Here is a 21252-nt window from a genome sequence, read left to right on the forward strand (position 1 = left end):
GAGGATGGATATGTATAATTTGAGTTCAAAATTCAATACGTTTTACAATAATCACGTTGTATTGCAAGGGGAAAAACAGTCGGAATTGGTTAAGAAAAAGAAAACAAATATTGACCGATTAAAAGATGGATTAAAAGAATACAACGATGAACATGATACAACTTACAAGGTAGTGGATGATGCGATTCAAGGTAGTGTAGCAATGCATACAGTTACCCAAAACGATGAAAACGAATATGATATTGATGTCGCTATTATATTTGATAAATCAAACATTCCTGATTCTACGACACGAGTTAAAAACATCATGGTAGACGCATTGAAACGAAAATGTTCAGGGTTCCGTACTGAACCAGAAGCAAAAACGAATTGTATAAGAATTGAGTATGCATCTGGTTATCATATTGACTTTGCTATTTATCGTAGATTCCTAAATGATGATGGCAAGTATGAATATGAACATTGTGGCAGTGAATGGAGAAGTCGAGACCCATGGGCAATTACAAATTGGTTTAACACAGAAAATACAGCTTCTAATAGCAACCTAAGAAGTATTGTGAGATTGCTAAAAATGTTCTGTAAATCAAGAGATGGATGGTCTATGCCTGGAGGGTTAATTCAGTCTGTATTAGCTTCTGAATCAGTATCTTCAGATGAAAGATTGGATGTAACATTCTATGATACTATCTGCAATATACGAGATAGATTAGGAAAGAACCAAGAAGTTTACAATCCTACTAATACGGATTTAACGCTATTGTACACAGCGAAAGACAAACAAAAGGTTAAGAATCTGCACAGTAGGTTAACAAGCTATATCAATAAGCTGAGTGTACTGTTTGAAGATGATTGTACGAAAGAAAAGGCAATTGAAGCTTGGAATGATTTCTTTAACCATTCGTATTGGGCTGAACAACTACCTAAAAACGAAGAACGTATCCAAAAAACAATTGATATGTTTGCGGAAATGACTTCTGCAATAGGCACTCAAAAGGAAACAGTTACCGTACAAGTATTTACCGAGTTAGTATCTGGGCAACGTATTCCACTAAATGCATTTAAAGGTAAGCTTCCAAAAGGAAAACCAGTTACCTTTATTGCTGAACCGAGCTTTACAGACTACACGGACATTAAGTGGTTTGTAAACAATACGGGTGATGAGAGTGTGAATAACAGAAGTTATGACACAAACGGAAAAGAAAGTACGCATGAAACAAAATACAGAGGTAAACATACTGTGACTTGTAAAGTGTATAGAAATCAACAGGTCGTATGCCAGACGGTAAAGCGAGTAAGTGTCCGATAGAAGAGAGTTTTTAACTCTCTTCTTTTTTATTGACTATAGTTAATAAGAATGTTATTATAAATTTGTGCTTAAGAACATGATAATAAAAAACAAATAAGATGAATGTTCTACATCGGTAAGCACAAAAACTCAAATTTTAATAGGTACAGCGTACTTGTCTTCCCAAATGCTTGTACAAAAATTATGTATACGATTGAGAATCTAATACTATGTCATATGCAACAAGTTTGGATTCTCTATACTATCTCGTTTCTTGATTTCTATTTTTTCAATACAACCATGAGAATAGTATAAATGTAATCAATGAGGACATCTTCATTGAACGGTAAAAGACCACTTTTTAAGTTGGTCTTTTTTATTTATATATATGGTTTAATAAATAAAAAAGAGAGTAAAAACTCTCTCTTATCGTTTAGCCTTAAATTCAATAATATATCTAATCTTTACCTGACTTTCTTTGTAAACAATGTATTCATTATGTAATAAGTGTCTACCTTTCACACCCTTTACAGAGTTGTATCCCCAAGGAGCAGAACGTAGGTGGGACTGAGCAGAATCATATTCTTTGATTTTACCAGTCGCTACATCACAAAGGAATAAGTAGTGTGAGTCATTGTCTGAACGACTTCCAAATCCCCAACAATAGTTAGCACTCTTAGTTGAACAATCCGCAGTATAGATACCCCCACCAAACATGCTTCCTGTATGAACCGCAGACGATGGTTTTACTTTTAAACCGCTCTGTAGAATACTTAAAATGTTTTCGTTTCGGGAGCCATGGAATAATTCCATTGTTGAAACGTTGTAAGGATTAAAAGAATTATAGCCTGTCATATCTTCCACTTCATACACTTCCTGCACCTCGAAATCAAAGTGATGGTTATGTCCTTTTGTAGACATGACTTTTTCTACAATTCGTTTATATTCTTTTGTTCGTTTTGATAAAGCTTTTAAACTCACACCGAGAGCCTTGTATTTATCATCTAATGTTTTTTCTAAACTATTTTGTACTTTTACAACGGATTCAATAACACCTAATAAGTCTTTACGGTCATTTAATCGTTGGAATGAATTAATTATCATGTTTGAGTAATCAACTCTTGCTCCAAATACAAAGGGGATAATCGAGTAGAATTCATCGGATAGAATTTCAAACTCTTTAGTTGTTTTATTAGGAGAGTTTAACAATGCTTCAATCTTATCTAAAATTGCATGACCTTTTGCAACTTGGTTTCCACTTAATGCACCTAAAGGTGTTTGAATAGATTTTACTAAGTAACTTGTAGAAGACTTATAAAGTGTTCCAATGAAACGCAATACTTTATCTTTTACCTTGTCCAAATCTTCTTTTTTCGTATCTTTTGATACTTCTACTGTATTCTGAGAATTTCCACTTACATCTAATTCTACTTCTTTATAACCTTTTCGAATTTTTTGATTTAATGTTGTATTAAACTTGGATTTTGCCACTGGAAGTGTCTCACAGGTTTTTGACACTGTTTGAGGTGTCTTCCCTACACGACCATATTCAGAGTGGACAATATAAGTTCCATCTGCTAATTCTCGTAATTCGAGAATATAAAATTTATTACTATTTGCTCCTAAAGAAGCGTAGTTTAAAACCTTCTTTTCTACAACCTTATGATTTGCCAAGTTAATCAGCTCCTTATCTTTTTGTTTTTATTGACTATAGTTAATATATATTATAAATTAACTATAGTCAAAGTTAAATGTAAAAATCCTAACACGGAGGGAAAAAGAATTGAGTGAATTAATTGAGAGTATTCTTGTTTATGTAGTAATAGTTTTTATATGTTTTCTAATCGCTTGGTTTACAAAGAGTGAAGCTTTTAGCGTTGTAACATTCATTATGATAATAGGTGCACCCATTTCGATACCTATGGGTTATATTTGGCTTGAATATGGCAACATGGAAAAAAAAGTAGTGGAGATTTTCGGGGAAGACATACAAAAAGAATATGTTAAAAATGAAAATAAATTAATTGTAAAAAACAAAGAAGGCATTTATGAGATTTATTATGATAAAAATAAAAAGATAGACTTAATAAAAAACATAACTAAAAACAAGCAAGATGAAGAAAAACAAAGAGAAAAGACAAAAGAAATTCTGAAAAATTTGTAGTATGTAAATGTAAATAAAAAATATAGTAAACGGTTAAAAGAAGAAGGTGAAATGAATGAGTTTTTTGACAAAAATTATAATTTGCTATGCTATCGTGGTTGTTTTAAGTTTTATTGTAATGTTAATTGAAGTAGGAATAACAAAAAGTCCATTTCCTGGAACCCTGGTGGTATTTATAGTTCTCATAGCAAGTAGTCCATATTTTATTCCTATGATGAACAAAGCACATAATTTAGAATTAGTGGAAGAAAAAGTGGCTCGTATCTTTGGAGATGATATAAAAAAAGAAAATATTTCTGATGACAAATTGATTGTTTATAGTAAAGAAGGGACATTTGAAATTACATATAATGATGATACCAATATTGAATTGATAAAAAGCATTACAGGAAGTCAGAGTAAAGAGAAAGAGCAAAGAGAAAAAACAAAAGAACTTTTAAAAAATATATAACGTAACTTTAGAGGAGGAAATGAATTGAATGATTTTACATATTTTATATGTTTTCTCACAGCAATCATTGGTATAGGGGGATTAATTAAAAGATTTAACAAGGGAATTGCTATATTTATATGGACGTTAGCAGGGGTTTACATTATATTGGGTCCTATTTGTATACAAATTATTAGACCTGTAATGGAAGACAGTATGCTACATGCACAGATAGAGAAAAATTTGGAGAAAGATGTGACAATTGAAAAACAAACAGATGACACCTCTATGATTGCAAAAAGTAAAACAGATACATACATCGTAAAGTATAATGATAAAAAGGAAATCGAGGAAATAAAGAATATAACAGAAAATGAACAAAAGAAGAGAGAAAAGATAAAAGAAATTTTGAAAACCTTATAGGTCATATAACTGAGCCATCTTAACTGCATGGCTTTTTTATTCACTGTACAAATGCCAATAACCGTTTAAATGTATTTAATTATTATTAACATTCTTTAAGTAAGTGGTTTTTTATTGTTTGTATATAGGTTTATGTTTCGGAGGGTTTTAATATTCTGTCAATTAATTTATAACAACTTTCAAAAGTATTTTTATTGACTATAGTTTATGCAATGGTGTAATATATTAACTATAGTCAATGAAAGAGGGTGATGGATTGATTGCCATGCAAATTGTATGGGCTCTTGTTTCTCTTGCTTTTATTGTAATTGAATTATGTTCAGGAACACTGCTTATTTTTGGATTTGGAATAGGAGCACTTGTTTCTTATTTCTTAGCAGGAGATTTTTCGGTTACTGTTCAAATTGCAGTATTTCTTACTGTTGGAACACTTATCTTAGGCATGATGTATCCATTGCGTGGATACATTTTTGCAAGGGATAGTGGGGGTGAACTACCTTCAAATTCATTAGAGGGAAAAACATTTACATCTCCAGTTGCAATTGAAGAACAAGTTGAGCAACAAGTTTCTCTTGGTGATACACATTGGTTTGTTATTAATCAAGGAAGCCCTATAAAAAAAGGTGAGAATTTTATTGTTCTTGGATATAAAGGCAATAAATTGCTTATCAAGAAGGAAGGAGAATGAGACTTGTTTCAGTCTATTGTTGAGTTTTCTAAAGACATGTGTATTATTCTTGGTGGAACAATATCTACATCAGCGATGGTTGCATTAATTTTCTTTTTAGGAAGTTTTATTGTGCGAACAGTTTTGAACTTTCGATACGATAGGAAACAAAAAAGACAATTGAATATGATTCAAGCTACTCGTCCTTCAAACCTCGTTAATTTTAATGAGTATAAAAAAAGGAAAACGCTAAAGAAAATGGCGTAATGGAAGGAGTTTGAATAGTCATGGGAATGATTATTGCTGGCATTATTGGATTGATTGTACTTGGTGTTGTAATTTCTTCAATTAAAGTTGTTACAACTGGTCAAGTTTATATTGTAGAGAGGTTTGGTAAGTTTCATCGTCAATTAGAACCAGGATGGCACTTCACAGTTCCATTTATTGATTTTGTTCGCGCAAAGGTTTCAACAAAACAACAAATTATTGATATTGACCCGCAAAAGGTTATCACTTCTGATAATGTTTCTATTCAAATGGATAATGTAGTATTCTTTAAAATTTTAGACCCGAAAGCGGCCGTATACAATATCGAGAATTTTAGAGCAGGTATTGTGTACTCAACTATTGCGAACGTTCGTAACATCGTTGGTGATATGGACTTAGATGATGTATCTAAAAAACGTGATGACCTAAATAGCAAACTATTAGATGCTGTTGATAAAATTACAGATGCATATGGGATTAAAATCCTTTCTGTAGAAATCAATAACATTATTCCTCCAAGAGAAATCCAGGAAGCTATGGAACGTCAGATGCAAGCTGAACGTTTACGAAGAGAAGAAATCTTACGAGCTGAAGGGGAAAAGAAATCTTCTGTCTTACGAGCTGAAGGACAAAAAGAGAGTAGGATTGCGGAAGCAGAAGGTAATAAACAGGCTCGTATTTTAAATGCGGAAGCACAGAAGGAAGAAAGTGTCCGTTTAGCAGAAGGTAAAAAAGAAGCAACATTACTCAATGCACAAGCACAAGCTGAGTCTATTGAGATTGTTTCAGAGGCAGAGGCGAAAAAAATCGTTAGAATCAATGAAGCGATTACACAATCTGATAATATTGATGCTGTATTAAGATGGAAGCAGATTGAGGCTAATAAAGAAATGGCATATGGTCCTGCAAATAAATTAGTCATTCCAACAGATATGATGAATAGCGTAGGAGCAATTGCTACAGTCGCTGAAACGGTTCAATTGACGAAAAAAGCAAGTTAGTAAAAGGAGCTATTATGGCTCCTTTTTGTATGTAAAATAATGCTTTTATATACATAATAAGGTATACTAATAAAGACGAGATACCCTATATCTTATCTTCTTGAATGCAGATGCCAATCTACTGGTATCTGCTTTTTTTATGCTTACAGAATGAAATAAAAAAAAGACATTCTAATGAATGTCTCTTTTTAACGCATATTAATTAGCAAAGAAATTTGTGTAATGTTCTAAACCAATTGAGTTTTTGCGTTTTACTGATTCTAACTTAGTAGTACCAGAAGTTGTTGCATATCCAGTGTGATTGTACTCTTTCACAAATAATGTATGAATCCATTTAGCAAAATCTTCAGGTGAACAATTATCTTTCATTGCTTGTTTTGCAACGTAGATTAATGTTACAGATTTTGAAGCACCAAATGATTTTTTAATACCTTTTTCATCCATAAGCTTAAATGCTTCATTTAGATATAGTGCAAGTTCTTTAACCTCTGCAATATCCTCTTTTTTGAAGGCATCTTTCTCAAGGAAGTTGTTGATAGTTTTGCTGTCTAAAGCAGTGTTGTTTTGGGTTTTTAAAACACATAACGCTTTTAATACCATATCTGAATGGTTATCATTTCTAAGAGCGCTTGCACTAAATCCTGCTTGGACAACCTCTAATTCTTTCATTTCAGCAATGGCATGTAATAGTTCGTAAGACATCATAGCCTTGCGGATTTGAGAAGGTTTTAAAGCCATTCCATTATTCCATCTTCTAAATAAATCTGCCTTTTTAGAATCGTCTAAATCCTCGTAGCTCTTAATATTTAAAATTAGAGCCATGATACGACTTTGGTAGTGAGGTGGTAAGTCTTTGAAATACATATCACTAACATCAATGCGTACTTCCTCTCCAGTTGCATCAAAACTTTCTACCAATGTATTTTTTAAAGCAAAACGATTTCTAACAAAGTCACGAATCGTTGTTAAACGTTGTTTTCCATCTAATACATTTCTGTATTTTTTTCTGCTTTTACGAATGATTTGAGTTTTGATTTCACCAATTGATACTTCCTCTAAAATAGATTTAATACATAAAGATTTCATATCAACTGACCATACCGTATTTCTTTGGATAGGGTCATTAAATTTAAAGATTGATAGTCTGTCCATGAATTGTGCTACTGACATTTCATCTTTGGTTGCATCGTAACAAACAAATTCAGTGTCTAAATCAGCAGTACATTTTATTACTCTAATTTCCTTTTTGATTTCTGAACCAGTTTCAATAATTGTTGTTGTTGTCATTATAATTCTCTCCCTGTTAAATAAATTAGTTAAATACCTGTTTTATAAATTATCCTCATATTATATGCAGAAGATAAGAGATTCATAATTTTATAAGCATAAAAAATGACTAACATCAAAAGAAATTTAGACTTATTTAGAGATATAAACAGGCACACAACCATCTATAATAGGTAGTTATTTATAAATTAGGTATTTTATTGCGTGAAATAAAGTTAGATAGGGAGTGTGTATAAATGAAGGTGTACCATGTTTCTTTAGACTATAAGAAAACGAATGTATTTGCTCCAAGAGTTCCAAAGGAAGAAATGCGATTGGCAGAAGAAGATTGTACCAGTGCCCGTTTTTGTGTCTCTACGACTATTGAAGGATGTTTATCTGCGGTTCCTTGGGGTGGAGAGTCATTAAGTTTACATGATAATAAAGTGATTACGGTTTATGAGTTTGATACAAATGATTTAGTGAATCAAGAGAATTTAATTTTTCCATCGACACTATATCAAAAAGGTTTTGTTCCTGATGCAATGTATACGAATGAGCATTGGATTGTAAATGAATCTATACAGCCTAAAAATGTTTTTTGTATTACTTTAGATTCATATAAGGAAATAGTAGTTCCAGATGTTTCGTATGAAGATAGTTTAGTTTTAGAAACAGGTCTTGTAACGTTAGATGAGGTTTGGCAAGGAGATTTTGTCATGATTGAAAATATAAAATATCAACTATGTAAAGAAAAGAATGTAGCGTGATACATTCTTTTTTATTTTTACTAAAGTATAAAGTGTTTATATTTTATTGACAATAGTAAATAAAATATTCTATAATGTAACCATAGCAAGGAAAAATACATATGTAGGAGTGTGATTGAGATGGGTTTAGTAACTCGCTTTAAAAATGTTTGTAAGGGGTATTTTAATAAATGGCTTACAAAAGCAGAAAACCCTGAAGTGATGTTAGAGCAATTAATTGCAGAAAGTAAAACAAAGTATGAAAAAGTACAGATTGAAACTGCGAAAGCTATTTCCTCACGAGCAATGGTTTCAAAAGACTATGAAGCTCAATTGAAAAAATGTGATGACTTAGTTGCAAAAGCGAAAGCATCTATTAAAGCAGGGAATGATAAACTTGCTACCGATTTCTTAGAGCAAAAGAAAGATGAAGAGGAAATTCTTCAAGAAATCAAATTGAGTTTAGAAACGGCCGAGAGACAAGAAGAGTCATTAAAAGATGAATTAAAACGTTTGACAAAAGTAATGAAAAAAGCCGAAACAAAAAAACAATTACTTATCGCTAAGAATAATAGGGCACAAGCTCAAAAAACAGCTCAAGAGATTCGCCATGATTTAGATGGAGGAAACACTCTAACTGAAATTGGTAAAATCGAGAGAAAAATTGACGAGAAAGAATCTTTAATTTCTGCAAACGAAGACGTTCACTCTATTATTACAAAATCAGATGTAGAGCGTGAATTTGAAGAAATTAAAGCAAATGAAGTAAGTGAAGAAATTCAAACTGAATTAGAAACTTTAAAAGCTCAAATGGCAAGTGAAGAGTCCAAAGAAGTTGCACTAACAAAAGAAGCGTAAGTTAAAGAAAAACCTCTCTCTTATATAGTAGGAGGGAGGTTTTTTATAAGGAGATAATTTTCGTGTCAGATGAAAAAGTAATGATTATTCTTTTTTATATTGTAATTCCGTTATTTGCTCTATTTACGTCTTTTTTTCCTTTTATAGCAATTGTAGTGCTTTTAGGGATTATCCTTTTATTTTTACTCTGGTATCTATCTAAAGATTCTTATGTAAAAGTTAGTGATGTTAAAAAATCTATATCTACCAGATTAGATATATCAACGAGCGAGATTTTCTTTGATTTAAACAAAAAGAACGCTACCTATTTGAGACCTGGAAACTATAGAGTGTTTACTTCAAAAGGAGAATTTATTTTAGAGTTAGGAATTGAGTATAACAACTTCTATTCGATTGAATTAAGTCAAGTATCGGATGTTAATTTCATAGATGAATTAAACATATGAGATAGGAGGGATAGCTAATGGATGAAGAAGGAATTGTAGGCTGTTTTGGTGTCTTAGCAATTTTGGGAGCATTGTTCTACTGTTTTCCAATTCTTATGACCGTTATTACATGTACGATTATAATAATTGGTGTTTGGGCGTTTCGCTCTGAGTCTAAAGATAATAGAAAAAAGTTTCTTACTGATTTGCAATCTGAAATACCTCAGAAGCTTAGAATTACAAAAGATGAAGTGATTTATGATTTCGGAGAAAAAGGTGAATCTTCATGGAAATACGAAGACTTTCGAATTTTTACTTCCAGAGGAGAATTCATTGTAAAGATTAAAGATGTAGATAAGAAAGATATTGAGTTAGAGCAAGTGTCTGATATTGATTTTATGAAGGGGTCAAAACAATGATTGTCACACAGGTTTTACTTCTATTGGCAATAACATATGCGTTGATTACAGTCCTATTTATCATATCTCCTGTAGCTGGAATTATTTTCTTAATTATGATACCGATTGCAGGAATTGTCTTTATACATAAATGTAGAAAAGACGAGTTTGAGGAGTTAAAGGGATTGATAGCTCATAACCTGTCCATTTCACAGGAAGAGATGTTATTTGATGTTGAACGCATGAAAAAATCGTTCTTAGGATGGGAAAAACTATATGTTTTTACATCAAAGGGAGAATTTGAAGTCAATATACATAGAGATGATGGTGAATGGGTAGGTATAGATTTGATTTCTATTTCACATGTCGATTATATGAAAGAATTAAACTACTAAACAAAATGAAGAGAGGTGTAAACATAATGGTTATGCGTTTTATTGATGGATATTGCAACAGCGTATGTTTTTACATATTCTCTTCATTTTTCTATAAATAAAGTCTTTGGGAGTGTCTATATGGATAAAAAGAATTATGAAAGTTTATTCATGATGGGTCTGGCAATTATGTCGATTATGGCTATAGTGGAAGAGAATTTTCAACGATATTTTATTATTTTATTGATATATATATGCTTCATTACTATGATTCATTTCTTCCTCAATTATACAAAATCAAAAACAAAAAACATGTTAGTCATTGAAGAATGCGTGAGAGAAGGTTTTACAAAATTAATAAATGACTCCTATTATAAACTTTACGAAAATCAGCACCCTAAAGAAGTGGAAGAGAAATTCTTAGAGACAGTTAGAGAAATGAACATTATCATTCATCGAAACGGAGCGTTGAATAAAAGCTCTTTCAAAGATAGATGCTTAAAAGGTTTTTACGAAGAAGACATCCGATTCTTTACAATGTTTGGGGAGTATACATGTACTGTGAATGTATTAAAAGATGGATTAGGTGAACTGAAGAACCTCGACCAAATTTCTGATTTGGATTTTGATAAAGCGTTGAAAGGGATTTAAAAATGGTAATATTTATTTGTTTTAGAATTTAGTCCTTAAGGAGTTTTATGTGAATTGAAAAATAGGAAGATGGAGTGATTTGGATGTTTGATGATGAATCTAACGATTTATTAGTTTGTATAATGTTTGCACCAGTAGTTATTACGATTATAGCGTTTCTAACTATCTCTTTTGTACATATGTTTGTTAATCTCTATAATACAAATATATTTTACTTTATAACAGGGGTTTCTGCTTTTGTTAGCTTAGTTGCAGGAAATGTGTATTGTGAATATAACCGAATTAAAACAAATGATTTCAATCGAATAAAAGAAGAAATCAAAAAACATATTCGTAGTTTTTATCCAGAAGAGACTTTCTTTTTAATTGATGAAAAAGAAGTTTCAAAAAGAGAAATCTTGAAAAGATGTTTTCGTACATACGAATTGTCGATTCATGTTTTTGCTCATCATGGAGAATTGGTATATCAAGTGAAGGTGAATAAAAATGAGGTATGGCTCAAAGATTTCAAACAAGTTTCAAATATGAATTTTGCAAAAGAATTTTATAAGAAATAAAAAATATAGGAATAGATACTTTATCAATTCCTATATAAATCCAAAGATATTTAAAGTTTAGCAGTTAAAGGGAGGGCTTAAGATGTTTGACAAGGAGTCGGAAGAATATTCAAATTTATTCCTGTATGCACTTCTGCCTTTAATATCGTTCTTTATTCCAATTCTTACACCAAAGCTGAATTCCGAGAATGTTATAAAATTCATTGTTATACTAATAGGCATTTTTGTATTTGTGATTGCATGTATTTCTATAACCTTTTTAAGAAGAGAATATAACCGCATTAAAAGGAAAGATTTTGTTCGAATAAAAGAACAAGTCACACAGCATGTAAAAGAGCACTATTATTTAGGGATGCAAGACAGCTTTATTTTAATGGATAAGGAGAAAAGTCTAACAAGAAAAGAAATCCTAAAAAGATGTTTTTCTACATACAAGGTAAAGATTCCAGTATTTGCTCCAAGTGGAGAGTTTCTATATGAAGTGAAGGTGAATGAACAGGCTGTGGAAATAGTAAATTCTAAACGAGTATCACATGTAAGCTATGGTAGAGAGCTATATGTATATAAATAAATGGGTATGTTAAAAACCAATATTTTATTATATTAATAAAAAAATATAAGAAGGAAGGAGATGTAGAAATGTTTCATAAAGATGACCCAGAAGTAGTTCTGATGAAATATACAATTTTTTTGGGAATAGGATTAATCGTTTTGAACATCATAGTATGGGGTGTTTTATGGGTTAAGAATCTTGTTATGAATAATCTAACTGTAGTTATGTATGGAATTACAGGGATTGTTTTTATCGGAGTAGGGATTTTGATGTATTTTATCAAGAAAGAATATGAACGTATTACCAAATATGATTTTGACAGGGTTAAACGCTTATTAAGTCAGTATCTTAACGAAAATTATTTTACTGGTCAGAATGATAGTTTTGTTTTAGTAGAAGAAGAAAAAGGAGTAACAAGGAAAGATTTTTTAAAGAGATGCTTTGCCTCCTATCATATAGATTTAAAGGTGTTCGTTCCAGATGGAGAACTTTTATGTACTGTGAAGGTATATAAAGAAGGAATACGAGTGAAAAACGTTGAGCGTATTTCTCATACGGATTATAGAAAAGAATTTGCAAAATAAATACATAATAAATATTTTTGGGTTTATATAAGAATTGATAATAGATAAAAAGGAGAGATTTAAAATGTTAAAAAATTGGTTAAAAAAAGTAGGTTCAATGCAGAATGTAATTTCAGCTTCTTGTATTGGGGGAGGAGCAATTCTATTCAATTGGTTATTCCCTAAAATCACACTCTTTATCATTATCGGATTGTTAATTTTTAAGTATAACGAACCAGTAAAAAAACGACTTTTTAAAGATAAATAAGAAAGGGAATTCAAATGAAAACGAATAAAATTCAAATCGCAGTAGTAGTAGTTCCTTATTTTGTTTTATTAACAAAGTTTGTTATGAATCATAATATAGCAGGTTCTGTTATTTTGACCATATATGCTGTACTTATTTACAATTTCATCTCTTTATTTAAATTAATTGATATGAAAGAGGTTAATTTTAAGAGAATTCATAGGAAATTAAAAAGTGTCATGAAGTTAAAAAATGATGATTGCATTGTAAAGTGTGACCAAAAGGTTCCTTTTATACATGTATTACTTGGAAAAGAACAATCTTACCTTTCAACATGCAATGTCTTAACGGCAAAAGGAGAGTTCAAACTTCTACTTGAGGTAACACCAAAAGAAATCATTATTAAACATAAAGAGTGCATTCAAAATCATTAATTTTTAGAGAGAATAGGAGGTTAAGACAAATGAATACGTTAAAGATTATATCAGGTTTAATTAATCAAGCGATGGATACATTGTTAGTGATAGCGGGATTCCTGTTGTTTTGTATAATTGTTATTGGCCCGCTATTCTATTTATTACCCTTGTATAAGAAGTATATAAAGAATAGAGATTCAGATGAACAAAAAGGCATTATGACAGTAAAAGAATTTGTTTCAAAGCGGTTTGAAGTGGAAAAAGAATCAATTATTGTAGAATGTTTAGAAAAAGATACGAATTCTAAAATCAAAGGGTTTTATCAATATATGAAAAGGACAGAGAAAGCCTATCGTGTGTTTTGTGAGTATGGAGAATTTATTTTTAAAATGGATATGTATGAGGATGATGCGAAATTTGCTAAATTAACATATGCCGAAATGGTATCGGATACAAATTTCAAAGAGGCATTAAAAAGAGAGTTTAATTAATCGGAGATATGAGGTGTCTAATATGTATGGTAAAGAGTTTATTTGTAGTGTAATGGGTTTCTGCTTTGGTTTAATTGGCTTTGTTTTAAACCCGAATATTCTTTCAGGCTTTGTTTTTGTTACTTCATTAGTAGCAATGATATTTATCTATAAGTCTAAGAGAACGAGGGCGGTTATTATAGCTGATAGTGTAGTTAAGGCTCGTATTTATGAAAAATTTTACGCTCCTATATATGCTCCTGAAGGGAAAACGGTTTTAATTGAAAAAGCTCCAGAAAATTTCTACCGTATTTTTACGAAAAAAGGGGAATATTTACTAATCATACATACTTCTACAAAAGGAATCGGATATGAATATAAAAAAATATCTGAAGTAGATTACTTTAAAGAAATTGCATGATGGAAGGGAGATAATAAAGTGGCGAAAAAAAACATGGGAATGGCGAAGTATCTATTAGTAGGTTTAGTTATTATTTTTGGAATATATATATACCCATACGTTGATGAGCTTGGTATTTTAATTGGCGTTGCACTTTGTTTGGGTTTTATGCTATGGGATGTTACAACATTTATTGAAAAGATAGATGCTAAGAACAAAGATGTCTCTTTGAGATTTTCACTGCATATAGTCTTTCCTGCCCCTAAATATGCTCCTGATGGAAAAAAAGTCATTATTGAATTTGTTAAAGAAGATGAGTATCGAGTTTATACAAAAAAAGGAGATTATTCCATTGTTATTGAGCGAGGGGAAGAAGATGCAATACTGAATATGAAAAAGGAAAAATTATCAGACGTAGATTTCTTCAAAGAAGTATTTTGATTTTATTAAGATAACTCTGTTATGAAAGGACTGATAAAGGTGAAGTATCTACTATTAGGAGGCAGTTTTATCTTTTTAAATTATAGATTTCCATCCTTCCATGATTTTAATATCTTAATTGGCTCATTTCTACTTACCGTTTTTATTGCATATGATATAACCAATAGAAAGTTAAAAAGAGAGGAAATAAATGAAGATGAGCGATTAAGAAAGATGATTTATAGCAATTTTTCTGCTCCTGATTTTGCACCAGAAGGGAAACAGGTAATTATTGAACGTTTAAGAGCAGATGAGTACCAAATATATACGAAAAAAGGAGCCTATTCTTTTGTTGTAGAGAGAGGACCATTTGATTTGATTTTTGGTATTAAGAAAGAAAAGTTATCAGACATTGATTTCTCCAATATAATAGCTTGAGTCATGTAAAGAAAAGAATGTAGCATCATACATTCTTTTTTATTTTGACTATAATGCATTTTATTTTTATTTTATTGACAATAGTAAATAAAATATTTATAATGATAACCATATTAATGGTCAAATATTAATGGAGTGACAAGGAAGTGAGATATAGATGAATGCGTATATCGAATATTTCATTAAGTGTGTGACAGAAATTTTAGAAAAAGATTTAAAAGAACATGCAGTAGATGTTCCGAATATGATTCAACAGTCTACTTTTAATGAATTGATAAAAGAAGAGCCTTTATTTGTAACTCATTATCCACCCGAATATTGGTCTGATGAGATTTATAAAGAGCAAATTGAAAGGAAGTAATACTATGAATAAGTATGATGTACTGGTTTGGTGTATTCCTGTTATCGGAGGGATGATGTTACTATGATTCTATTTTTAGGATTCCTCGTAGGTATTCTGTCAATTAATTTAGCTTTTCATATAATCTTAAAAATACATAAAATTAAGTATAAAGATTTAGAAAGGGCTAAAAATCGTATACGTTATGAACTTGGTTTCCTTATGCTTGATAAAGAAGGATTCTCTATATCAGCGATAAATAGAGAAACTGAACTTAATGTAATTACTATACTAAAGAGATGTTTTTTCAGTTCCTGTGAAAACTACAGTGTTTACACATCTATGGGAGAAGTGAAGGTTAGTGTTATGATTTATGATGAGATTGCTTTTATTGATGAAATGGATTTTATATCAAATGTTAATTATGAAGAGCTTTTAAAAGTAAGTTAGGAAGATAACTTTAAACTAACCGTGTTATTATAAGAACGTTTTAATTATGATGATAAATAATTTATGAATGAAAAGAACTTTTGTGTTATTGAAAAACATTTCGGACGTGTTCAGTTCGCTTGAACTTTTAGAAAAAACTTCTTGTTATGAACAAAAACTGATAAAAAAACGCTCCTGGCATAAAATACTATGTTATTACAAATCAGGTATTTTATAAATCTAATTAAAAAGGGAGCGTTTTTATTATGTCTATTTTCTATCATGTCTCAACGGATTTACAGCATTCAGGAGAGTTTGTGCCAAGAATTCCTTCTTGTCGTCATCAAGACAAAGAAGACGATGTGACAAACCGCATATGTGTCAGTAAAACAATTGATGATTGTCTTTCAGCTATACCAAGCGGAGGGGCACATTTAGAGGAGTTAAACATTGAACAAAGAGGATATTATAAAGTGTTTAAAATTGATACAGATAAATTAGGTATCGAGGATTCAGATATTGTTTCATCGGATGTTTTATATCAAGAAGATTTAGTAAGAGATGCTGAAGTGACAAATGAGCATTGGATTTTAAACGGATTTCAGGTAGCTGAAGAGGATTCTTATATAATAAAGCTGATTGCTTGGGAAGAGTCTGCAAAGGATATTATACCAGACTTTATTTATCGGATGGCAGAAGAACAGTATGGAGGAGATTATGTTCAAGCATACACTGAACATTTCAATGATTATGTGCCTTGCTCTACTTTTATAGTCGATGCAGGTTATGTAAAGGCATTTGTAAGTGCAGGGATGACTTTAAGTTTTTATTTTGATACAGAGGAAGAAGGAGACTATTTACTATCTAAATTCCAATCAGATAAAAGAATGTATATCTCTTATCAAGACATGGATACGATATCTATCTGCATAAAAGAAGATATGTCATGTGAAGAGTTATTTACTCAACACCTTCAATTCTTAAAGGATAATTTATTATAGGAGTGTTAGAAATGAAACTGCAAAAATCACTTAAAACAGTTAAAGTATGTATTCTATTATTAACTTGTGCATCTTTTTTATTCGGTTGTGAGCATACAGTTAGAACAGAAGAAAATGTGATAGGACAAGTAGTAGATAGACAAATAGAAAAAGTAAAAATTGAAGGCGACTGCACTCAGATTCCGATTGGAGATACTGGTGTTTTCATGCCAATTTGTGATGATGATAAAGAAGAAGAGCATTTTAATGTAACAGTTCAAGCCCATGGAATTACTACAATTTTTAATGATAAATCAATGTTTGAGAGCAAAGAGAAAGAACTTCCTGTTATTTATATAAAAGAAGTAGGGGAAGAATCAAACAAAGTCTATGATGAGCGGTTAATATTACCTTATTAATAAAGAGAGCGAGTATAAACTTGCTCCCTTTTATTTTTTTATTACAAATAAATATTCTGTTAAAAGATAAGTAATGTATATATATAAATTATAAGAAGATGAATTGTACTTTTGAACAGTTTAAAGAGCAGTGGATTAAATACTCACCGCTCTTTGAATATTTAATTGATATGCCTTATACCTGAATTGGTACATCAATTTTAGCTCTTGCTACGCAAACCCCTTGTTTAACTATATAACATTCAACAAAGTGTTCACCGTTAAAAGATGTACATTCTTTAAGTGTTTCTGAATTGGTTTTAATAATTTGTCCTCTTACACAGTTTCTTTCTTTCGCTACATCTCCACGGTTTTTAACTTTCCAATACACATGATATGGTTTTGTAACGTAATTGTCTTTTATATAAAAATCCAATTGTTTGCTGATTGGTAAATGCAGACCTCTTTTTAACCAATCATTTAAAAAGTAAGGTCGAAAACCATCCTGTGTAATGCGACAGTCTAAAGATAAATGGTACTGAATATTTACAGGGAACATATATTCAATAAATTCCTCAGACTCGTTGTATAGTCTACTCTCTGTAGAAGCATAAGATTTGCTCACAGCCGAATTTGTTTCTTTTTCTTGTTCTAATTGTTTTTCCCAATATTCATGATTAAAGAACTCTTGCCATGCTTTAATTGCTTGTTCGGATGTACAACCTGCATCAAATAAAACATCCAACTTACCTAAATAAGTTGTTAATCTTCTTTCTAATCTGTCCAATCGAACATCATCTTTTTGAATTAATTTAAGGCTTTGCTCTTCATCAGTGGGGTTATTTACCTCTTTATCTATGGTCAATCTATTTCTTACTGCAACTAATGTATGATAAAACATTTCATCTATGCGTGTTTCAGCTTGAAAACATTCGTTGAGAAGTACGGATTGAACTAAACCGCCAGGCATTTCCCATTTAGGTCTGGATTTACAAAACATTTTCAACAGTCTTGCTACAATACGAAGGTTATAATTCTTCTCTTTATTTTCATTATTAAACCACTTGGTAATACTTCTTGGGTCTCTTGGCCGCCATTCGCTTCCACAATGTTCGTATTTATATTCACCATATTCGTCTTTATATCTTCGATAAATAGCAAAATCAATGTGATAGCCCTCTTCATAAACAATTCGTACACAGTTTGTTTTTGCTGTAGGTGGTTCTTTAAATTGGGTGCATTTCTTTTTCAGTGCGTTTGCTACCATATTCTTTGTTGCGGTTGTTCCTTCTGGTAAGTTATCCTTGTCAAAAATGATAGCAACATCAATATCGTAATCTTTTCTTTCATTTTGCACAACTGTAGACATAGCTACGCTTCCCTGAACAACGGTATCTACAATTGAATAATTCGTTTTATTTTCCTTGTTGTATTCTTTTAATCCGTCTTTTAATCTATCAAGATTCAATGTTCTAAGCTTGAATAATCGAATTTTTTCTTTACCTTGTAATACAACATGTTTTTTGTAAAATGTCATAAGCTTGTTATTTAAGTCGTACATAAGCATCCTCCATTAAGCTTGAATGTATTTACCTTTCTCGTCACCGTTAAGAACAATGCCCTCAAGGATATTTTTTGGGGGTATGCATATCTTAACCGTATTTGGATAGGAAATAAAAACTGTCATCTTCTTATCATAAGAAGAATTGACTATATTTTGCAATTATTTTACCTTTTAAAATTAAAATAAAAGGATATAATATAGTTTTTTTAATAGAAGACTAACTATGAAGGGAAATATGTATACTGAAAGAGATTTCATTGAATGAATGAAGTATTGGAATAGTATAATGATAGGAATATAACAAAACAGGTATTTAAATAAATTGAATGTAAAAGGGGCTATTTAAAATGAATTTAGATGGAATGAAAGAATTGATTAAACAAAATGCAATGAAAAGAAAACAAATGTTTACAGAATTGAAGGAACCTTGGGAAGTTGTTAGGTTGTATTTCGGAACAACAAGTAAAAAATTGAATGATATTTTACAATATGGCATTACTCCTCAAAATGGTGTACCTTCACATCCTGAGTTGGTTTATTTAACAACAAAATGGCATTACTGGTACGCTTTTCAGGAAAATAAAAAATCATTAATTGAAAATGTAGGGAAAGAACGATATGAATCAGAGTCTATTACTTCTCTTTGGAATGAAACTGGTGACTTTCCAATTTATATTTCTTTAGAAGTGCCAAAAGAAATACTGGTATTAGATGAAAATGTGGTTCATCAATTAGATATTAAAAAGAAAATTCAAAATGGAGATATTGAAAGCCCAGATGATATTTCATTAGAGGATTGTTTAGAACATGGAATGGTAGCTTCGATTGATACGATTAAACCTTGGTATATAGATGAGGTTAACATTCTTGGTAGCGAAGAATATAGGGATGAATTGTTAGATGGAGCATATGGAGAAGAAGCAAATCTTTGGTTTGAAGAATTTGAGATTGGCTCAATAACTGCTGATTCATTAAATTTATATGAGCAAGTAGCGTACGGTAATTTAGTAAAAGTTGTAGTATTTTCTCCAATTACTGAAGATAATCCCAAAATAAAAAGGATTTATATTAAAGACGAGAAATTACAAATTGATTTTGACTGGAATTGGATTAAGTGAATTAGCACTAAAAAATGCATGATTAAAAACAAAACTACCTATTTAATTTATTAATAGGTAGTTTTATTTTGTGTAATAGAATGAAGAATATAGATGATGTAGTATAATGTTATGTTATGAACATAACAAAACAGGTATTTTTAAAAATGCGATATAAAAGGAGTTAGTTATAATGAATTTAGAAGACATGAAAGAATTAATCAAACAAAATGCAGTTAAAAAGAAACAGTCATTTACAGAAGTAGAAGAGCCTTGGGACACAATTACGCTATATCATGGTACAACAACTAAAAGATTAAATGAGATTTTACAACATGGCATTACACCTCGAAATAAAAATGAAATAAATAATTTTATTGATGTACCTTCCAATCCTGAGTTGGTCTATTTATCAACAAAATGGCATTATTGGTACGCTTTCCATGCAAATGAGAAGTCGTTAATCAATCAAGTAGGAAAAGAGCGTTATGAAGCAGAATCTATCACTTCACTTTGGAATGAAACAGGAGATTTTCCAGTTTACATTGTGTGTGAAGTCCCAAAAGAACTATTGGTATTAGATGAAGATGTTGTCTACCAATGGGGGATTAAGACAAAAATTAGAAGTGGAGAGATACAAGGACCAGATGATATCTCAGTAGAAGAATGCTTGCAACAAGGAACCATTGCTTCTCTTGATACCATCCTTCCTGAATATATGAATGAAGTTATTATTATTGGCAGTGAAGATTATCGGGATGAGCTATTAGATGGGGCGTATGGTGTAGAGGCAGAGAAATGGTTCCATGGATTTGGAATTGGTTCTCTTACTGCTGATTCATTAAGCGTACATGAAATCATGAAATATAGTAAATTACTTCATATACTATCTGTTGAGCCTATTCCAGAGCAAAATAAGTCTATTAAAAGAATTTATATTGAAGATGAAGAATTACAGGTTGAATTTGAATGATAGACAATCTAAATTAAGTATCCTTTCACAAGGTTCTAAGATATAATAAAAATATATATCTGTTCTATATTTTTTGTGGAGCATCCATCATTATCTGATGGGTGTATTTTTATAAGCTCGAACCATTTTGGTCTATCTATATGGATGAAATATGGATAAAATGAAATTGTATAGCTAACAACCCTTTACAAAGAGAATATTAATAGGGGGAAGTGTTATTAAATTAGGTATCATCATAATCTAATTATATATGAACTTCATGTTATTAGAACATGTTGCAAATTCGTCAAACAGAAGTTAATTACTTATAAAAAACTAATTGTTATTGAAAGTAGGGAGTTCTTTCTTAATTATTTATATTGAACTATATGTTGTTAAAAGAATAGTAAATTGAGGAGAAATATTCGGATGAATATTAGGCAGTTAAAAGAAAAAGAAGTTACGATGAA

31 protein-coding genes are annotated in these 21252 nt (G+C 30.8%); 28 read left to right on the forward strand and 3 right to left on the reverse strand.

All coding sequences use genetic code 11. From position 1 onward, the window contains the following. The first annotated feature begins 10 nt into the window (after positions 1–10). Positions 11–1306 (forward strand): cyclic GMP-AMP synthase DncV-like nucleotidyltransferase, encoded by a 1296-nt coding sequence (locus MR160_RS13600; protein ID WP_242297560.1) that lies wholly within the window; start codon positions 11–13, stop codon positions 1304–1306. 405 nt (positions 1307–1711) lie between these two features. Here MR160_RS13600 and MR160_RS13605 read toward each other — a convergent pair whose 3' ends face one another. Beyond that, positions 1712–2959: a WGR domain-containing protein gene (locus MR160_RS13605; RefSeq protein ID WP_242297562.1), complete on the reverse strand. Its 1248-nt coding sequence runs from the start codon at positions 2957–2959 to the stop codon at positions 1712–1714. A 109-nt stretch (positions 2960–3068) separates the two neighbouring features. Between MR160_RS13605 and MR160_RS13610 the strand changes: the two genes are divergently transcribed. From MR160_RS13610 to MR160_RS13635, 6 genes are all read left to right on the forward strand, one after another. Further along, entirely contained in the window at positions 3069–3449 is a 381-nt protein-coding gene (locus MR160_RS13610; RefSeq protein ID WP_242297564.1) for a hypothetical protein, read from the forward strand. Positions 3450–3504: 55 nt separating this feature from the next. Continuing rightward, positions 3505–3900 carry a hypothetical protein gene (locus tag MR160_RS13615; protein ID WP_242289216.1) on the forward strand — a complete coding sequence of 132 codons (396 nt, stop codon included), beginning with the start codon at positions 3505–3507 and terminating at the stop codon, positions 3898–3900. A gap of 24 nt (positions 3901–3924) precedes the next feature. Next, complete coding sequence (locus MR160_RS13620; RefSeq protein ID WP_242297566.1) at positions 3925–4302, forward strand: hypothetical protein; 378 nt, start codon at positions 3925–3927, stop codon at positions 4300–4302. Between the two features lie 265 nt (positions 4303–4567). After that, complete coding sequence (locus tag MR160_RS13625; protein ID WP_242297591.1) at positions 4568–4990, forward strand: NfeD family protein; 423 nt, start codon at positions 4568–4570, stop codon at positions 4988–4990. Positions 4991–4993: 3 nt separating this feature from the next. Further along, on the forward strand, positions 4994–5236 hold the full coding sequence (locus MR160_RS13630; protein WP_240522588.1) for a hypothetical protein: 243 nt from the start codon (positions 4994–4996) through the stop codon (positions 5234–5236). Between the two features lie 20 nt (positions 5237–5256). Beyond that, positions 5257–6237 carry an SPFH domain-containing protein gene (locus tag MR160_RS13635; RefSeq protein ID WP_242297568.1) on the forward strand — a complete coding sequence of 327 codons (981 nt, stop codon included), beginning with the start codon at positions 5257–5259 and terminating at the stop codon, positions 6235–6237. Positions 6238–6435: 198 nt separating this feature from the next. Here the strand turns inward: MR160_RS13635 and MR160_RS13640 are convergent, their stop codons facing one another. Next, positions 6436–7524 carry a DUF262 domain-containing protein gene (locus tag MR160_RS13640; RefSeq protein WP_086877233.1) on the reverse strand — a complete coding sequence of 363 codons (1089 nt, stop codon included), beginning with the start codon at positions 7522–7524 and terminating at the stop codon, positions 6436–6438. 236 nt (positions 7525–7760) lie between these two features. Here MR160_RS13640 and MR160_RS13645 point away from each other — a divergent pair, with 236 nt between their 5' ends. The 19 genes from MR160_RS13645 (at position 7761) to MR160_RS13735 (ending at position 17190) form a co-directional block, all read left to right on the forward strand. Then, positions 7761–8273, forward strand: a complete 513-nt coding sequence (locus MR160_RS13645; protein ID WP_242297570.1) for a hypothetical protein — start codon at positions 7761–7763, stop codon at positions 8271–8273. A 120-nt stretch (positions 8274–8393) separates the two neighbouring features. After that, positions 8394–9110, forward strand: coding sequence for a PspA/IM30 family protein (locus MR160_RS13650; RefSeq protein WP_242297572.1), 717 nt, complete (start codon positions 8394–8396; stop codon positions 9108–9110). Positions 9111–9172: 62 nt separating this feature from the next. Further along, entirely contained in the window at positions 9173–9556 is a 384-nt protein-coding gene (locus tag MR160_RS13655; protein ID WP_242297573.1) for a hypothetical protein, read from the forward strand. Positions 9557–9573: 17 nt separating this feature from the next. Further along, on the forward strand, positions 9574–9954 hold the full coding sequence (locus MR160_RS13660) for a hypothetical protein (protein ID WP_242297574.1): 381 nt from the start codon (positions 9574–9576) through the stop codon (positions 9952–9954). Further along, positions 9951–10328: a hypothetical protein gene (locus tag MR160_RS13665; RefSeq protein ID WP_242297575.1), complete on the forward strand. Its 378-nt coding sequence runs from the start codon at positions 9951–9953 to the stop codon at positions 10326–10328. Before MR160_RS13660 ends, MR160_RS13665 begins: the two co-directional genes overlap by 4 nt. Positions 10329–10448: 120 nt before the next feature. Beyond that, positions 10449–10958, forward strand: a complete 510-nt coding sequence (locus tag MR160_RS13670; RefSeq protein ID WP_242297576.1) for a hypothetical protein — start codon at positions 10449–10451, stop codon at positions 10956–10958. 83 nt (positions 10959–11041) lie between these two features. Continuing rightward, positions 11042–11515, forward strand: a complete 474-nt coding sequence (locus MR160_RS13675; protein ID WP_242297577.1) for a hypothetical protein — start codon at positions 11042–11044, stop codon at positions 11513–11515. Positions 11516–11597: 82 nt separating this feature from the next. Then, entirely contained in the window at positions 11598–12086 is a 489-nt protein-coding gene (locus MR160_RS13680; RefSeq protein ID WP_242297578.1) for a hypothetical protein, read from the forward strand. 68 nt (positions 12087–12154) lie between these two features. Then, on the forward strand, positions 12155–12652 hold the full coding sequence (locus tag MR160_RS13685; protein WP_242297579.1) for a hypothetical protein: 498 nt from the start codon (positions 12155–12157) through the stop codon (positions 12650–12652). A 64-nt stretch (positions 12653–12716) separates the two neighbouring features. After that, positions 12717–12899 carry a hypothetical protein gene (locus MR160_RS13690; RefSeq protein ID WP_242297580.1) on the forward strand — a complete coding sequence of 61 codons (183 nt, stop codon included), beginning with the start codon at positions 12717–12719 and terminating at the stop codon, positions 12897–12899. Positions 12900–12913: 14 nt separating this feature from the next. Continuing rightward, positions 12914–13312 carry a hypothetical protein gene (locus MR160_RS13695; RefSeq protein WP_098297497.1) on the forward strand — a complete coding sequence of 133 codons (399 nt, stop codon included), beginning with the start codon at positions 12914–12916 and terminating at the stop codon, positions 13310–13312. Between the two features lie 29 nt (positions 13313–13341). Beyond that, positions 13342–13785 carry a hypothetical protein gene (locus MR160_RS13700; RefSeq protein WP_242297581.1) on the forward strand — a complete coding sequence of 148 codons (444 nt, stop codon included), beginning with the start codon at positions 13342–13344 and terminating at the stop codon, positions 13783–13785. A 22-nt stretch (positions 13786–13807) separates the two neighbouring features. Continuing rightward, complete coding sequence (locus tag MR160_RS13705) at positions 13808–14185, forward strand: hypothetical protein (protein WP_242297592.1); 378 nt, start codon at positions 13808–13810, stop codon at positions 14183–14185. Positions 14186–14203: 18 nt separating this feature from the next. After that, a complete protein-coding gene (locus MR160_RS13710; protein ID WP_242297582.1) occupies positions 14204–14605 on the forward strand; it encodes a hypothetical protein in 402 nt (133 codons plus the stop codon). A 39-nt stretch (positions 14606–14644) separates the two neighbouring features. After that, on the forward strand, positions 14645–15022 hold the full coding sequence (locus tag MR160_RS13715) for a hypothetical protein (RefSeq protein WP_242297583.1): 378 nt from the start codon (positions 14645–14647) through the stop codon (positions 15020–15022). A gap of 157 nt (positions 15023–15179) precedes the next feature. Continuing rightward, on the forward strand, positions 15180–15383 hold the full coding sequence (locus MR160_RS13720) for a hypothetical protein (protein WP_242297584.1): 204 nt from the start codon (positions 15180–15182) through the stop codon (positions 15381–15383). Positions 15384–15446: 63 nt separating this feature from the next. Next, positions 15447–15812 carry a hypothetical protein gene (locus MR160_RS13725; RefSeq protein WP_242297585.1) on the forward strand — a complete coding sequence of 122 codons (366 nt, stop codon included), beginning with the start codon at positions 15447–15449 and terminating at the stop codon, positions 15810–15812. A gap of 245 nt (positions 15813–16057) precedes the next feature. After that, complete coding sequence (locus MR160_RS13730) at positions 16058–16792, forward strand: hypothetical protein (protein WP_242297586.1); 735 nt, start codon at positions 16058–16060, stop codon at positions 16790–16792. Positions 16793–16803: 11 nt separating this feature from the next. Beyond that, a complete protein-coding gene (locus MR160_RS13735) occupies positions 16804–17190 on the forward strand; it encodes a hypothetical protein (protein WP_061662506.1) in 387 nt (128 codons plus the stop codon). Positions 17191–17365: 175 nt separating this feature from the next. On the opposite strand, the gene MR160_RS13740 is transcribed toward MR160_RS13735, so the two are convergent. Further along, entirely contained in the window at positions 17366–18730 is a 1365-nt protein-coding gene (locus MR160_RS13740; RefSeq protein WP_242297587.1) for a nucleotide-binding domain-containing protein, read from the reverse strand. Between the two features lie 350 nt (positions 18731–19080). Here MR160_RS13740 and MR160_RS13745 point away from each other — a divergent pair, with 350 nt between their 5' ends. Together MR160_RS13745 and MR160_RS13750 are read left to right on the forward strand one after the other, a co-directional pair. Next, positions 19081–19851 carry a hypothetical protein gene (locus MR160_RS13745; RefSeq protein WP_242297588.1) on the forward strand — a complete coding sequence of 257 codons (771 nt, stop codon included), beginning with the start codon at positions 19081–19083 and terminating at the stop codon, positions 19849–19851. Positions 19852–20023: 172 nt separating this feature from the next. Then, complete coding sequence (locus MR160_RS13750) at positions 20024–20803, forward strand: hypothetical protein (protein WP_242297589.1); 780 nt, start codon at positions 20024–20026, stop codon at positions 20801–20803. Positions 20804–21252 lie beyond the last annotated feature (449 nt).

This window comes from Bacillus cereus group sp. BfR-BA-01382 (genome assembly GCF_022663475.1).
GTDB classification, from domain to species: domain Bacteria; phylum Bacillota; class Bacilli; order Bacillales; family Bacillaceae_G; genus Bacillus_A; species Bacillus_A thuringiensis_S.

Coding starts and splice junctions, on each gene's coding strand:
- MR160_RS13690 (WP_242297580.1), top strand. CDS start 12,717: ATGTTAAAAAATTGGTTAAAAAAAGTAGGTTCAATGCAGAATGTAATT.
- MR160_RS13645 (WP_242297570.1), top strand. CDS start 7,761: ATGAAGGTGTACCATGTTTCTTTAGACTATAAGAAAACGAATGTATTT.
- MR160_RS13700 (WP_242297581.1), top strand. CDS start 13,342: ATGAATACGTTAAAGATTATATCAGGTTTAATTAATCAAGCGATGGAT.
- MR160_RS13685 (WP_242297579.1), top strand. CDS start 12,155: ATGTTTCATAAAGATGACCCAGAAGTAGTTCTGATGAAATATACAATT.
- MR160_RS13635 (WP_242297568.1), top strand. CDS start 5,257: ATGGGAATGATTATTGCTGGCATTATTGGATTGATTGTACTTGGTGTT.
- MR160_RS13670 (WP_242297576.1), top strand. CDS start 10,449: ATGGATAAAAAGAATTATGAAAGTTTATTCATGATGGGTCTGGCAATT.
- MR160_RS13705 (WP_242297592.1), top strand. CDS start 13,808: ATGTATGGTAAAGAGTTTATTTGTAGTGTAATGGGTTTCTGCTTTGGT.
- MR160_RS13615 (WP_242289216.1), top strand. CDS start 3,505: ATGAGTTTTTTGACAAAAATTATAATTTGCTATGCTATCGTGGTTGTT.
- MR160_RS13745 (WP_242297588.1), top strand. CDS start 19,081: ATGAATTTAGATGGAATGAAAGAATTGATTAAACAAAATGCAATGAAA.
- MR160_RS13625 (WP_242297591.1), top strand. CDS start 4,568: ATGCAAATTGTATGGGCTCTTGTTTCTCTTGCTTTTATTGTAATTGAA.
- MR160_RS13640 (WP_086877233.1), bottom strand. CDS start 7,524: ATGACAACAACAACAATTATTGAAACTGGTTCAGAAATCAAAAAGGAA.
- MR160_RS13740 (WP_242297587.1), bottom strand. CDS start 18,730: ATGTACGACTTAAATAACAAGCTTATGACATTTTACAAAAAACATGTT.
- MR160_RS13665 (WP_242297575.1), top strand. CDS start 9,951: ATGATTGTCACACAGGTTTTACTTCTATTGGCAATAACATATGCGTTG.
- MR160_RS13735 (WP_061662506.1), top strand. CDS start 16,804: ATGAAACTGCAAAAATCACTTAAAACAGTTAAAGTATGTATTCTATTA.
- MR160_RS13730 (WP_242297586.1), top strand. CDS start 16,058: ATGTCTATTTTCTATCATGTCTCAACGGATTTACAGCATTCAGGAGAG.
- MR160_RS13660 (WP_242297574.1), top strand. CDS start 9,574: ATGGATGAAGAAGGAATTGTAGGCTGTTTTGGTGTCTTAGCAATTTTG.
- MR160_RS13750 (WP_242297589.1), top strand. CDS start 20,024: ATGAATTTAGAAGACATGAAAGAATTAATCAAACAAAATGCAGTTAAA.
- MR160_RS13675 (WP_242297577.1), top strand. CDS start 11,042: ATGTTTGATGATGAATCTAACGATTTATTAGTTTGTATAATGTTTGCA.
- MR160_RS13720 (WP_242297584.1), top strand. CDS start 15,180: ATGAATGCGTATATCGAATATTTCATTAAGTGTGTGACAGAAATTTTA.
- MR160_RS13725 (WP_242297585.1), top strand. CDS start 15,447: ATGATTCTATTTTTAGGATTCCTCGTAGGTATTCTGTCAATTAATTTA.
- MR160_RS13600 (WP_242297560.1), top strand. CDS start 11: ATGTATAATTTGAGTTCAAAATTCAATACGTTTTACAATAATCACGTT.
- MR160_RS13680 (WP_242297578.1), top strand. CDS start 11,598: ATGTTTGACAAGGAGTCGGAAGAATATTCAAATTTATTCCTGTATGCA.
- MR160_RS13695 (WP_098297497.1), top strand. CDS start 12,914: ATGAAAACGAATAAAATTCAAATCGCAGTAGTAGTAGTTCCTTATTTT.
- MR160_RS13650 (WP_242297572.1), top strand. CDS start 8,394: ATGGGTTTAGTAACTCGCTTTAAAAATGTTTGTAAGGGGTATTTTAAT.